The organism is Paenibacillus sp. RC21, assembly GCF_044907935.1.
Classification (GTDB): domain Bacteria; phylum Bacillota; class Bacilli; order Paenibacillales; family Paenibacillaceae; genus Paenibacillus; species Paenibacillus terrae_A.
On sequence record NZ_JBIYCS010000005.1, the window covers coordinates 191,643 to 204,684 of the forward strand.

The window sequence follows — 13,042 nt, forward strand, 5'->3', positions numbered from 1 at the left end:
TTCCTCCTTAGTTTCCTCGTCGTTGTTGCGTTTTTGGAACAGGCAGTTGGAGCCACGGCTGAGTCGGTTTACCATACACCTGCCGTCTTAATGGTATGCCCGCCAACATCTGCGTGATTTTCCCCTGGTAGTTGCTGAGCACACGAATGGTTTCCTCCAGACGGGTAGCGGACATATCCGCATGGGGCGTCAAGTCCGCAAGACTGCTCAGCATCCGAGCAACGGCGTGCTGGCTGGTAGCAATGGACTCCATCATATCCAGCTTGATCTCACGTTCGCGCCTCATACTCATTAGCTCATATCCCCCGGTCCCATTCCTCCCATCATCCCTTCCAATCCGCCACCCTGCTGCTCATCCTGATCCAGTAATGCCTTGAGATTACTGCATAGTCCGGTTTGAAGCCGGGTTAAACCCTCCAGCATTTCCACCATCTGCTCATGAATTTCCAAAGGCCGTCCCAATTGTTCTTCATCCGTGTCAAATGCGTGAGGCTCCAGATGGTTCAGCGTCCAATTACGCATTTTTTCGGCTTCTACCGCCTTGGCCTCCAGGATCATGGACACATTCCATTGCATTTTGGAAGCTGCGTCCAGCATATGAATCATTGCTTTTTCCCTACTCATGTGTTCACTCCCTGCCCTCGGTTGGTACGTTACTCCTCGTCCGGGTATGCCGTCTCTTTCACGACACGAACGAGCATTTCAGCCATTGCTTCCTGAAGATCGGCAATACCGTTCAAGTAGGCAACAATGCTTTTGTTTACTTGTCCCGAGCTGTCGAGAATGCCCGGAATTCCATCAAAACGCGGCTCTTCGTCCGGCAGTTCATGTATGATCTGCGACATGCGCACGACCACCTGCCGTTCCGCATCCAACAGCCTTGACATCTGCTGCTGCGAGTGCGAAATATGGATCAGCAAATCATCTACCTGGTTATGCATAAGCCCCTCCTTTATGTGCTCCGCCGTGCGGAACGCACGAATTGCCTACGGGCTTTCCGCTACTACAGCGTATGCCGCAACGAGTAGTCGGTTCCGCCTAAAAGCGCCTATTCCGATCATTACAAATGCCCGTGCAGCACAGGTGGCGCAATAATGGGCTGCTCCTCCGCCAAATCCGACAAATCTCCGGGGGACACCAACCGAATCCGGTAATCAGCCGCCAGCCAGCTCATGGCGGCATAGGGGGTAAGGAACGATCTTTTCCAGCCGTTCCCGATTTGATACAGTTGCCCGCCTTCGACATAAAGGACCTCAATCCATCGTATGCGTTGAGCCGGGATATTAAGTGTGGGCAACACGGGCATGTTCTCCAGTTCCGGAGCCGCCAGCACCGGAACAGCTTCCTCTGGCACAAGGGATGCGGGAGGCGAAATCTCGTTTACAGGATCATAATCGCCGGGAATCGTAACCTCTGGCTTTGGCACCAACGGAAGCGCCATTAGATCAAGCTGTGATACCCTGACCGGGGCAACGTCTTCGCCTCCTGCATCCCTGACTCCATGCAGAAGCCGCCTTCCCCCCGGCTCCAGCCGATATATTGCACCAGACGGTCCCTGAACGAGCGCTCCAATGGGATAAAAGGTTGCCGCCGACACGTGTCTGGCCTTGGTTGGCGATATCTGGCTGTCCAGCTCTGCTGCTGTGCCGAATTTCAGGCTGTGGAGCAGCTTATCCGCCCCCCCCCATTTTCGTACAAAAAAGGATCGGTTCCGGCTGCTTTCCTCCATCAAACCGCCTTCTCCGGTCGTCTGGGGAGAGGCATAAGCCGTATCCCGATCACTTTCTGTGCAATGGATAAAAGCATCTCCCGCAATGGCCAGACGTGTCCCCAACAAGCGTACACGCAGCAGCCAATCTGCATCTGCTTCCTGACCGCTGTGACAGCCTTCGTCCCAGTACCCCGTCTTTTCCAGCGTCTCTCTGCTCAGCAGTAAACAAAATCCGGCCAGGCTTTTGGTTTCCCGCCATGCAGCCGGATTGGAAACATTATGAGAAATGGCGAAAAGACGTGCTTCATTTTCGTTCGTATAAGGTGCCTCAATCTGTTGCTCTCCGAACGGACCGTTCGTTACAGGTCCGACGACACCAATACGTGGATCACTGTGCAAGCACTCTAGCAGTCGATCCAGCCAGTCTGGCGTTACCAGCGCATTTGGGTCCAGCACCACAATGGTCGTGCCTTTCGCCATCATCAGTCCCTGATTCAAGCTGCCTGTCAAATGGATATCCTTTTGGAGTAGCGCGTAACGCACAGCGATGCTTTTACGCAGCAGATAGGTGCGTGTCCCGTCCGTTGAGCCGCAATCCACCACGATGATTTCATGCGGACAGCTTGTATTTTCCTCAATACGATCAATACAGGTGCGAAGACGATGAAGCTGATTATAGGACGGAATGATAATACTGACGCCTTCAAAGACTTTGCCGAACGAAGCCTGGCCCAATCTGCTGCCTTGCTCCCGACCCCTTTTATATCCCGCCCAATAGCCTTTCTTACTGAGCCGCTTGCTGTGTTTCCTTTTTATACTCAGGCGTTTCATGCCGTTCACTCCTCCGGGTGGCATTATGTCCATACTATATGCCTAGCCCGGCCGGATGGTGTATCGCTGAGATCAGGGCAGAAGCCCTTTCATTTTTGCCCCGGCTTCCTGAAGGGAATCGAAGGTCCCCGCATCGCTCCAATACCGCCGCAAAATATCGTATTCAAGCTTGCCCTCAGCCGCATAACAGTTGTTAACATCCGTGATTTCAAGCTCACCACGCGCCGAAGGCGTAATTTGCCGGATCTTATCGAACACGGTGGTATCATACATGTAGATGCCAGTTACACAATATCTGGACTGGGGATGCTGCGGCTTTTCTTCAATCCGCGCAATGCTCTCCGGCCGCTCGGGATCAAACACGGGTACTCCGTAGCGATGGGCATCTGCCACCTTTTTTAACAATACTCTGGCGCTCCCCGGAGGCTGCTGCCCGAACCGTTCAATAACAGGTCCCAGATCTTCCTTGAACAAATTATCACCCAGCAAAACAGTGAATTTTTCTCCTGGCTCCATGTAGCTTTTCGCCAGTTCCAGTGCTTCCGCAATGCCGCCCGCCTTTTCCTGAATCCGGTACGTCAGTTGGACACCATAATTGCTGCCACTACCCAGAAAATCGGTGTACAGCCCGGCCGATTGTTTGCCAATAATAAGAAGCATATCGGTAATTCCCGCCTGTCGCAGTCTTTCGATACCATACACGATCATGGGATACTTGCCGACCGGAAGCAGATGCTTGTTGAGTAATGAAGTCAACGGATGAAGGCGCGATCCGGTTCCTCCTGCGAGAATAACCCCTTTCATATCTTCCTTCCTCCTTCGACAGCATGTTCAGTGCCTAAAGCTCCGCTATTTCCAGTCTCAATAAACGCTCTGGGGTCTATGTTCCATTTGTCCATAAACAAACGATAATTCCGCTCAATCAACTCTTCGACCCAGGCAGATTCCGAGCGTGAAAAGCTCGCACTCCCCTGGTGATAGACAAAACAGTCACTGCACATCAACAGCTTGTAGCCATGTACACGTGCGCGCAGACAATAATCGTCATCCTCATAATGCCCGGGGTTAAACCGTTCATCCAGTAATCCGATCCGTTCCATCAGCTCACGCCGGAACATCAGACAAAACCCGACCAGCCGCTTGACCTCCTGCCATCTGGACGGATTACTTGCATTATTCTGCTCTGCAAACTGGAGACAGCTATCCAGATCCCCTGCTAATCCGTCAATCTGCTGAGTACCGCTAATATAATTCGTCACTGGTCCCACCAGTCCCACTGTGCTTTGGCTCCGCAATGCAACCAGCATATTGGATAACCATCCCCGTGTAACCGTCACATCATTATTCAAAATGATGAGCTGATCACCCGAAGCCAGCCGAAGCCCTTGATTACAAGCTGCCGGAAAACCCCGGTTTTCGGGGAGACGGATGCTGATCAGCCGCTCGGCTTCACAAAAATCATCCGTTCCGTCATTTGAAGCGTTGTCCGCAACAATAATTTCATAAGGCACATCTGTCGTATGTGTCCTAATCGCCTCAATACACGGCTTGAGCAGGTGCAAACCGTTATAGGTCGGAATAATAATGCTCGTCAGACTCATCGTGCATTCCTCCCTTTAGCGACGTCGGCCCGTGTTGGAACAGGTCCCAACGGGAAAGCTCCGGCTACCTGAAACACCGCAGCCAGTGCCTCCGCATGATCGCCGACGATCAATTGCTCCATGGCATTCCCTTTGCCGATATTGATAGTCCGCTTGCGGTTTGTTCCAATGACGTCTACGGCATGTACTGCCGTCACCTTCATACCGTGCAGTATCGCCATAGCGTGGGCTTTCGGCGGAACAGCGAGCATAGCAGGGCCGAGCAGCTCCAGCGAACGTCGTGATAACGCGTGCGGCACAGCGGTCAAGGAGCTTGCTCCCAGATCCGGCCTGCGCAGCACGCGGTTCAGGAACCCTTTGCACCGGGTCACGCTGTCCTGCCGGAAGTAAGGTGGCAAATGTCTGCTCAGATCATTAAGTGCCACATCCGTTCCTTGATCCACTGCATAGAGGAACGGCAGCAAGTCAAACGCAGGAATCGGCAGATCCCCGTCTACGAACAATACGATTTCAGCCTGCGTCATACGTGCGCCTACCGCCCGTCCGACATCATGCCCGAGCCGAGTCGGCACGCTGACGAGAGTCACACCCGGATGATGCTCCGCTACTATAGAACGCGTGCCATCCGTGCAACCGTTCAATACGACGATGATGTCCGTAAGAGGCAGCTTTTCCAGCTCGCTCAGCACCCCACCAATCGTAGATTCCTCGTTGCAGGCGCTGACCACTGCGGCGGCTGTCCCCCGCAGCAGCATATCCCCGGGCAATGCCCGTACCTCCAGCGGATTTGCTTCGGTCATTTTCCCCCGCCGGGGCGCGGGTTTCCTCACCCTGCGGCTATCCATCATAGTCGTCGTTCCATGTCTTCGCTGTACACGTCGTATGCCCCGGCTTCGGTCATCACGCCTCCCTTTTCGATACATTCTGCTCACGGCCTCACCTCGTTTCTGATCCGTTTGCGCTTCAAATCCGTATATCCTGCACGCGTTCCCAAATGTGATGTAAGCCAGGCAATCGCGTCAAGATGATCCTGTACGACCACATCCACAAGCGGGTCCCTGCCATTCATTTTTTTGCGGGTCGCATTCACTTTACCCACGGCTATTCCACGAACAGTCACCACCCGCAAGCCGGAGGTAATCGTCATGGCCTGAAATAACGGAGGTTTTTCCAAGGACTTTAGACCTATTTTATTTAAGGCCTTTCGACTTATGGCATGCGGAATTCCAGTCATGGATGCCCCTCCTAAATCAGCACGGTTCGACAAAATATTCAATACATGCTTTGCTTCAACCACAGGATGCACCGACGTACGGTCTACTGGCCCATGATAATCATTCAGTGCAACATCCGCTCCCGCACATACAGCTTGTATGAATGGCTTGAGTCTGACGCAGGGAATAACGATATCACCATCCAGAAAAAGCAGTACCTGCCCGGAAGCCGCTTCCGCTCCAATACGGCGACCAATATCATGCCCCAAGGGTTGCGGAAAGGAAAGCACTCGCGCGCCCGCCGCTTTTGCCGCCTTGGCCGTCCTGTCGCTTGATCCGTTCTCGACCACGATGACCTCGGTGTGTGGATGAACATGGCGTGCCTCACGGACAACAGCCCCGATCGTTTTTTGCTCATTCATAGCCGGAATGATGACGGATACCAGCAGTTTTCCCGCCGAAGACGAACCGGATGGCCGTTCTTCACCTGTCTGTGCTTCTGCTTCTGTGCCTGGTCCCCTTCTTGTTACAAGGTACGGGGTGATATGCACGGATGGCGTTCGTACAGGCAGCCATACCTTTGAGTAGGGATTATTAGCACTGGAATGCCGCCTGCGATGAGCCTTGAATCCAAATCTTGTCTGCTTCCTCATGCTCCCGCCTCACCTCCCTTGCTGCTGTATGGATAGACAGCATGATTAGGACAGTTCAACATAACCTATGCGTTCTAAAACCCGTGTGTAACGGCAAGCGTGGAGTCTTTTCGACAAAGCAATTTTCGACTTTATTTTACAAAACTTATTAATCCTATTGAATAAATCAGTTATTAGGGTCTAAAGAATCATTTTGGATAAATTTGTGACATACATCTTCTCGTTCGTCATTCTCTGTGCTAATATCAGAGCCAGATGATGGGAGTTCAAAAATTCAGCATTTGTTTTTTTTGCATAAGTAAACTTCTTTCCATTATCCGCCTTTTTTCCACTTTCACTTATATGACAGGAAAGGAGGAGTTTGTCACCTTTTCAGGCTGTACGCTTCACATGCAATACCCTCTTTTCACACACGCTTCCATGAAAGACACTTCGGCTTTTCTTCTTCACGTTCCATTTTCTTCATGTTCCAGACGACAACACGACCTACATAAATGGCGCAATGCCTATTTCTTAACAGGATGGTCTTCATCCTGACATTAACCGGGGAGAGTGAATTTTTAATGAAAAAAGTATGGGTTTCGCTTCTTGGAGGAGCTATGTTATTAGGGTCGGTAGCGTCTGGTGCATCTGCGGAAAGTTCCGTTTCGGAGCCAAATCAGCTTACGCCAACCTTCCACGCCGAGCAATGGAAGGCCCCTTCATCGTTATCAGGTGATGACATTGTATGGAGTTATTTGAATCGACAAAAGAAAACGCTGCTAGGTGCGGACAGCACCAGTGTCCGTGATCAATTTCGCATTATTGATCGCACGAGCGACAAATCTGGTGTAAGTCATTATCGGCTGAAACAGTATGTGAACGGGATTCCCGTATATGGAGCTGAACAGACAATTCATGTGGACAAGTCTGGTGAAGTCACCTCTTATCTGGGAGCCGTGATTACTGAGGATCAGCAGCAAGAAGCTACGGAAGGTACAACTCCGAAAATCAGCGCTACCAAGGCCGTATATACCGCTTATGAAGAAGCCGCTACACGGATTCAAGCCCTCCCTTCCTTCGACGATACGATCTCTAAAGATGCTAAGGAGCAAAGCAGTGTAAGTAAAGACACTTACACGGAAGCTGCTAACAACGAACAAACCACCTATATTGATAAAGACAAGCTGAGTCTTGAAAAAGCTGCTGATTTGAAGGACAGCAAAATTGAAGCTGTAGAAGCACAAAGTTCCATCGCTAAAATCGCCAATTTACAGCCTGAAGTAGATCCTAAAGCTGAGCTGTACTTCTATCCTACTGGCGATACGACGCGTCTGGTTTATGTAACAGAAGTTAATATTTTGGAGCCTGCGCCGCTGCGTACACGCTACATCATTGATGCCAATGATGGCAAGATCGTATTCCAGTATGACATCATTAATGAAGCGACGGGCACAGGTAAAGGTGTGCTTGGTGATACCAAGTCGTTCAACACTACGCAGTCCGGAAGCAGTTATCAGTTAAAAGACACAACACGCGGTAACGGAATCGTGACCTACACGGCCTCCAATCGTCAGACCATTCCAGGTACGCTCCTGACGGATGCCGATAACGTTTGGAATGATCCAGCCGGCGTAGATGCTCATGCTTATGCGGCCAAAACATATGATTACTATAAGGACAAATTCGGACGCAACAGTATTGACGGACGTGGCCTGCAACTCCGTTCGACGGTCCATTACGGCAGCCGCTACAACAACGCCTTCTGGAACGGCTCCCAAATGACTTATGGAGACGGGGACGGTACCACATTTATCGCTTTCAGTGGTGATCCTGATGTAGTTGGTCATGAACTCACGCACGGTGTTACAGAGTATACTTCGAATTTGGATTATTACGGGGAATCCGGTGCGTTGAACGAGTCCTTCTCGGACATCATCGGCAATGACATCCAGCGTAAAAACTGGCTTGTAGGCGATGATATTTATACGCCAAGCATTGCGGGTGATGCTCTGCGCTCTATGTCTAACCCTACCCTGTACGATCAACCAGACCACTATTCCAACTTGTATAAAGGCAGCTCTGATAACGGTGGCGTTCATACCAACAGCGGCATTATTAATAAAGCATATTATCTGTTGGCACAAGGTGGTACCTTCCATAACGTAACTGTAAGTGGAATTGGTCGTGACGCAGCTGTCCAAATTTACTATAGTGCCTTTACGAACTACCTGACTTCTACTTCCAACTTCTCCAATACACGCGCCGCTGTGGTGCAGGCAGCAAAAGACCTTTACGGTGCGAATTCAGCGCAAGCAACCGCAGCCGCCAAATCTTTTGACGCTGTAGGAGTTAACTAAATCATAATTGCAATCCCTCTTATTCATCCTCGTCCATAGACCATTGTCGTTGTGCAGCTGTCATCCAACCCAGCTCATAAAATGGACGAAAAAATAGGGGTGCAGTGTACAAGTCTGCGCCCCTTCCCCCTTATGTATATGGCGTCCCCCAGCGGGACGCTCTTTTTTTGTCTACATAGCGGATGCTCTAAAACCAGTATGCTATGGCCATTGCCATTGCGGAATCATTTACACTTCAACAAGACTATTTTCGATCAATTTCGACTAAATAAGACAAACACAATCTAAATAAGGGTCTTTAGTCTCATTTTGGAGTAATTTGTAATATACATCTTCTCGTCCTACATTCTCTGTGCTAATATCAGAGCCAAGACGATTTAATCACAAAAAAATAAAACTTGTTTTTTTGCATAAGTTTATTTTTTCATGATCTTCACGTTTTAAAAAAGCAGCAAGACCTACATACATGGCGCCGTGCCTAAAAAACAAAACAGGATGCACATCATCCTGACCTAAATTTGGGGAGAGTGGTTTTTAATGAAAAAAGTATGGGTTTCACTTCTTGGAGGAGCTATGTTATTAGGGGCTGTAGCACCTGGTGCCTCAGCAGCGGAGAATTCTGTTCCCGATCCTACTCAGCTTACACCAACCTTTCACGCAGAACAATGGAAGGCTCCTTCATCCGTATCGGGTGACAATATTGTATGGAGTTATTTGAATCGACAAAAGAAAACGCTGCTAGGTGCAGACAGCACCAGTGTCCGTGAGCAATTTCGCATTATTGATCGCACGAGCGACAAATCCGGTGTAAACCATTATCGATTGAAGCAATATGTAAACGGGGTTCCCGTATATGGAGCTGAGCAGACCATCCATGTGAATAAGTCAGGTAAAGTCACCTCTTATCTGGGCGCCGTCATTTCGGAGGATCAACAACAAGATGCCACTGAAGACACCACTCCAAAAATTAGCGCTACCCAGGCCGTCTATACCGCGTATGAAGAAGCCGCTATACGGATTCAATCCTACCCTTCCGTCACCGATAACGTTACTGAGGGTAGTCAGGATCAAGGCAGTGTAAGTAAAGACACTTACAGAGAAGCATCTAACAACGAAATATCCATCCCGGAACAAATTTCCATTGCCAAAATCGCCAATCTGGAGCCAAGTGTAGAACCTAATGCAGAACTGTACATCTATCCTGACGGTGAGACTACACGGCTGGTTTATGTGACAGAGGTTAATATTCTGGAGCCTGCACCTTTGCGTACACGCTACTTTATTGATGCCAAAGACGGAAAAATCGTATTCCAGTATGACATCCTCAACTACGCAACGGGCAACGGCCGCGGCGTGGATGGTGTAATGAAATCGTTCACGACTACAGCTTCCGGCAACGGATATCAGTTGAAAGACTCGACACGCAGTAATGGAATCGTAACCTACACCGCTGCCAACCGTCAGACAACGCCGGGTACGATTTTGACGGATGCGGATAATGTATGGGATGATCCGGCGGCTGTTGATGCCCATGCCTACGCTATTAGAACCTACGATTATTATAAAAATAAATTTGGTCGCAACAGCATTGATGGACGTGGCATGCAAATCCGTTCGACCGTCCATTACGGCAAAAAATATAACAACGCCTTCTGGAACGGCTCTCAAATGACATACGGCGACGGCGACGGCAAATTATTTACCTTTTTCAGTGGTGATCCCGATGTCGTGGGGCATGAACTCACCCACGGTGTCACAGAGTTCACCTCCAATCTGGAGTATTACGGTGAATCAGGTGCGCTGAATGAAGCCTTCTCAGATATTATGGGTAATGATATGGATGGCAGCAACTGGCTCCTTGGCGATGGCATTTATACGCCTAACATTCCGGGCGACGCTCTGCGCTCTCTATCCGACCCTGCAAAATATGGCCAGCCGGATCACTATTCCAATTTTTACCCTGACCCTAACAATGATGATGAAGGAGGAGTCCATACAAATAGCGGTATTATCAACAAAGCCTATTATTTGCTGGCACAAGGCGGTACATCCCATGGTGTAACGGTAACCGGTATCGGACGCGAAGCGGCTGTATACATCTACTATAATGCCTTTACGAACTATTTGACCTCTACCTCCAACTTCTCTAATGCGCGGGCTGCTGTTATACAGGCGGCCAAGGATTTCTATGGTACTGATTCGCTAGCAGTAACTAGCGCTATTCAATCCTTTGATGCTGTAGGAATCAAGTAAATCATATTCCGTATTCCTCGCAATTGATCCTCATTCAGTAGACAGAAGCCTGTTGTGTGGGTATCATCTGATCCTGCTCATAAGCGGACCAAAAATAGGGGTGCAGTGTAAGTCTGTACCCCTTCCTCCTTGAGTCTATGGCGTCCCGTTCAACGGGATGCCCCTTTTTTTCATCGTGATGCCTGTTCGACTATATGATTTTCTATTTATTCGACGAATTATGACAAAAAAATTAATATTTTGGGACTATCGAATCATTTTGGAGTTATTTGTAAGATAAATCTTCTCGTTCGACAATCTCTGTGCTAATATCAAAGCTTAGAAGATAGAATGGAAAAAAAATAATCCCCATTTTTTTGCATAAGGTAATTTCTTTCCATCCTCTTCGCATTCTTATCCATAATCTTTACGTTTCAAAGGAGCAACAAGACCTACATACATGGCAAAATGCCTATTCAACAGGATGATTTTCATCCTCACATTAACTTGGGAGAGTGAGTATTTAATGAAAAAAGTATGGGTTTCACTTCTTGGAGGAGCTATGCTATTAGGAGCAGTAGCACCCGGAGCATCCGCAGCGGAGAATTCTGTTGCCGAGCCCACTCAGTTTACGCCAACATTTCAAACGGTAGACTGGAAATCTCCTTCATCGCTATCAGGTGACAATCTGGTCTGGAGCTTTTTAAATCGACAACAGAAAAAATTAATGAGTATGGACAACAGCGGCACCAGTGCCCGTGAGCAATTTCGGATCGTGGATCGAACCAGTGATAAATTCGGTACGCAACATTATCGCCTAAAACAGTATGTGGACGGCATCCCCGTATTTGGAGCTGAACAGACGATCCATGTGAATAAGGCTGGTAAAATTACTTCTTATCTGGGAGCTGTCATTTCAGAAGATCAGCAAGCGGACGCTAAAGAAAATACAACTCCAAAAATTAGCGCTACTGAGGCCGTATATACTGCGTATGAAGATGCAGCTACACGCGTTCAATCTCTCTCTTCCTCTGCTAATACCGTTTCTGAACCTTCCGAGGACGTTAGCAGTGTAAGTAAAGACACCTACGCAGAAGCATCTAACAACGAAGGATATCCCTCTATTGACAAGGATAAGCTGGATCTGGAAAAAGAAGCTGAACTGAAAAATAGTAAATTGGAAGCGGTAGAGCCTGCGTCTGCACCTATCGCCAAAATCGCCAATCTGGAACCAAACGTGGACCCTAAGGCAGAGTTGTACATCTATCCCGATGGAGACACAACACGTCTGGTTTATGTAACGGAAGTTAATATTTTGCAGCCTACTTTACTGCGCACACGTTACTTTATTGATGCCAATGACGGCAAAATCGTGTTCAAGTATGACATCCTCAATGAAGTAATCGGCACAGGTCGTGGTGTACTCGGGGATACCAAAACGTTCGAAACAACAGCTTCCGGTAAAAAGTACCAATTGAAGGATGCGACTCGTGGTAAAGGCATCTTAACTTACAATGTTCACAATACCGAGACGCTTCCAGGCACCCTTTATACAAGTACAGATAACGTATGGAAAGATCCGGCTGCGGTGGATGCCCATGCTTATGCCATTCGCACCTATGATTATTATAAAGAAAAATTTGGACGCGACAGCATCGACGGACGTGGCATGGCTATTGCCTCGGCAGTCCATTACGGGGAAAAGAACTACAATAATGCCCACTGGGGCGGCACCCATATGCTATACGGAGACGGTGACGGCACGCTATTTGCCCCTTTCAGCAGCGACCTTGAAATTGTTGCTCACGAGCTGACTCACGGCGTGACCGAGCATTCATCCGGGCTGGTGTATTTCGCTGAATCTGGCGCACTGAGTGAAAGCATCTCGGATATTATCGGTAACGACATTGAGCGTACCAACTGGGATTTTGGCAAAGTCGCTTATACACCAAAAATTAAGGGTGACGCAATCCGCTCCCTTTCCGATCCTGTCAAATACGGTCAGGTAGATCACTACAGCAATTTTTATCCTGACCCGAATAACGAGGATTATGGTGGGACCCATATTAATAGCGGTATTATTAATAAAGCCTACTATCTACTGGCACAGGGCGGTACCTTTCATGGTGTCAAGGTAGATGGAATCGGACGTGATGCAGCCGTATATATTTACTATAATGCCTTTACTAATTACCTGACCTCCACTTCTAACTTCTCCACTGCACGCGCCGCCGTTATTCAGGCAGCCAAGGACAGCTATGGTGAAAATTCAATAGCAGTCATTTCTGCCATTAAGTCCTTTGACGCTGTAGGTGTGAAATAAGTTGAGCTTAAACAAGCAATCTTCTGGCTCTACTTAGGATGTACAAAAAGAGGGCGATATTACCATTACAAGTGTGCCCTCTTCCCCCTCATGTATACGGCTTCCCTTCATCGGGACGCCTTTTTCTTGTTTTATGCA

At 48.8% G+C, this 13,042-nt stretch carries 11 protein-coding genes; 3 read left to right on the top strand and 8 right to left on the bottom strand.

The genetic code is table 11. The features are described from left to right. Positions 1-7 precede the first annotated feature (7 nt). The 8 genes from ABIA61_RS17940 to ABIA61_RS17975 form a co-directional block, all read right to left on the bottom strand. Positions 8-292, bottom strand: coding sequence for a hypothetical protein (locus ABIA61_RS17940; protein WP_283653128.1), 285 nt, complete (start codon positions 290-292; stop codon positions 8-10). Continuing rightward, a complete protein-coding gene (locus ABIA61_RS17945; RefSeq protein ID WP_137060081.1) occupies positions 292-624 on the bottom strand; it encodes an alpha-helical endospore appendage domain-containing protein in 333 nt (110 codons plus the stop codon). The genes ABIA61_RS17940 and ABIA61_RS17945 overlap by 1 nt, the downstream gene beginning before the upstream one ends. A 29-nt stretch (positions 625-653) precedes the next feature. After that, the gene (locus ABIA61_RS17950; protein ID WP_025684990.1) at positions 654-941 is read right to left on the bottom strand and encodes a hypothetical protein; all 288 of its coding nucleotides are present in this window, start codon (positions 939-941) and stop codon (positions 654-656) included. Positions 942-1,060: 119 nt separating this feature from the next. Then, on the bottom strand, positions 1,061-2,542 hold the full coding sequence (locus ABIA61_RS17955) for a glycosyltransferase family 2 protein (protein WP_404581092.1): 1,482 nt from the start codon (positions 2,540-2,542) through the stop codon (positions 1,061-1,063). Positions 2,543-2,614: 72 nt separating this feature from the next. Continuing rightward, entirely contained in the window at positions 2,615-3,346 is a 732-nt protein-coding gene (locus ABIA61_RS17960) for a sugar phosphate nucleotidyltransferase (RefSeq protein ID WP_283653130.1), read from the bottom strand. Beyond that, entirely contained in the window at positions 3,343-4,143 is an 801-nt protein-coding gene (locus ABIA61_RS17965; RefSeq protein WP_404581093.1) for a glycosyltransferase family 2 protein, read from the bottom strand. Before ABIA61_RS17965 ends, ABIA61_RS17960 begins: the two co-directional genes overlap by 4 nt. Next, a complete protein-coding gene (locus ABIA61_RS17970) occupies positions 4,140-5,075 on the bottom strand; it encodes a glycosyltransferase family 2 protein (protein WP_349361867.1) in 936 nt (311 codons plus the stop codon). Before ABIA61_RS17970 ends, ABIA61_RS17965 begins: the two co-directional genes overlap by 4 nt. Further along, positions 5,072-6,010, bottom strand: coding sequence for a glycosyltransferase family 2 protein (locus ABIA61_RS17975; RefSeq protein ID WP_283653132.1), 939 nt, complete (start codon positions 6,008-6,010; stop codon positions 5,072-5,074). Before ABIA61_RS17975 ends, ABIA61_RS17970 begins: the two co-directional genes overlap by 4 nt. A 563-nt stretch (positions 6,011-6,573) precedes the next feature. On the opposite strand from ABIA61_RS17975, the gene ABIA61_RS17980 reads away from it, so the two are divergent. From ABIA61_RS17980 to ABIA61_RS17990, 3 genes are all read left to right on the top strand, one after another. Beyond that, positions 6,574-8,349 carry a M4 family metallopeptidase gene (locus tag ABIA61_RS17980; RefSeq protein WP_283653133.1) on the top strand — a complete coding sequence of 592 codons (1,776 nt, stop codon included), beginning with the start codon at positions 6,574-6,576 and terminating at the stop codon, positions 8,347-8,349. Between the two features lie 537 nt (positions 8,350-8,886). Next, complete coding sequence (locus ABIA61_RS17985) at positions 8,887-10,602, top strand: M4 family metallopeptidase (protein ID WP_283653134.1); 1,716 nt, start codon at positions 8,887-8,889, stop codon at positions 10,600-10,602. 505 nt (positions 10,603-11,107) lie between these two features. Continuing rightward, positions 11,108-12,904, top strand: a complete 1,797-nt coding sequence (locus tag ABIA61_RS17990) for a M4 family metallopeptidase (RefSeq protein WP_283653135.1) — start codon at positions 11,108-11,110, stop codon at positions 12,902-12,904. Positions 12,905-13,042 lie beyond the last annotated feature (138 nt).

Coding starts and splice junctions, on each gene's coding strand:
- ABIA61_RS17940 (WP_283653128.1), bottom strand. CDS start 292: ATGAGTATGAGGCGCGAACGTGAGATCAAGCTGGATATGATGGAGTCC.
- ABIA61_RS17945 (WP_137060081.1), bottom strand. CDS start 624: ATGAGTAGGGAAAAAGCAATGATTCATATGCTGGACGCAGCTTCCAAA.
- ABIA61_RS17950 (WP_025684990.1), bottom strand. CDS start 941: ATGCATAACCAGGTAGATGATTTGCTGATCCATATTTCGCACTCGCAG.
- ABIA61_RS17955 (WP_404581092.1), bottom strand. CDS start 2,542: ATGAAACGCCTGAGTATAAAAAGGAAACACAGCAAGCGGCTCAGTAAG.
- ABIA61_RS17960 (WP_283653130.1), bottom strand. CDS start 3,346: ATGAAAGGGGTTATTCTCGCAGGAGGAACCGGATCGCGCCTTCATCCG.
- ABIA61_RS17965 (WP_404581093.1), bottom strand. CDS start 4,143: ATGAGTCTGACGAGCATTATTATTCCGACCTATAACGGTTTGCACCTG.
- ABIA61_RS17975 (WP_283653132.1), bottom strand. CDS start 6,010: ATGAGGAAGCAGACAAGATTTGGATTCAAGGCTCATCGCAGGCGGCAT.
- ABIA61_RS17980 (WP_283653133.1), top strand. CDS start 6,574: ATGAAAAAAGTATGGGTTTCGCTTCTTGGAGGAGCTATGTTATTAGGG.
- ABIA61_RS17985 (WP_283653134.1), top strand. CDS start 8,887: ATGAAAAAAGTATGGGTTTCACTTCTTGGAGGAGCTATGTTATTAGGG.
- ABIA61_RS17990 (WP_283653135.1), top strand. CDS start 11,108: ATGAAAAAAGTATGGGTTTCACTTCTTGGAGGAGCTATGCTATTAGGA.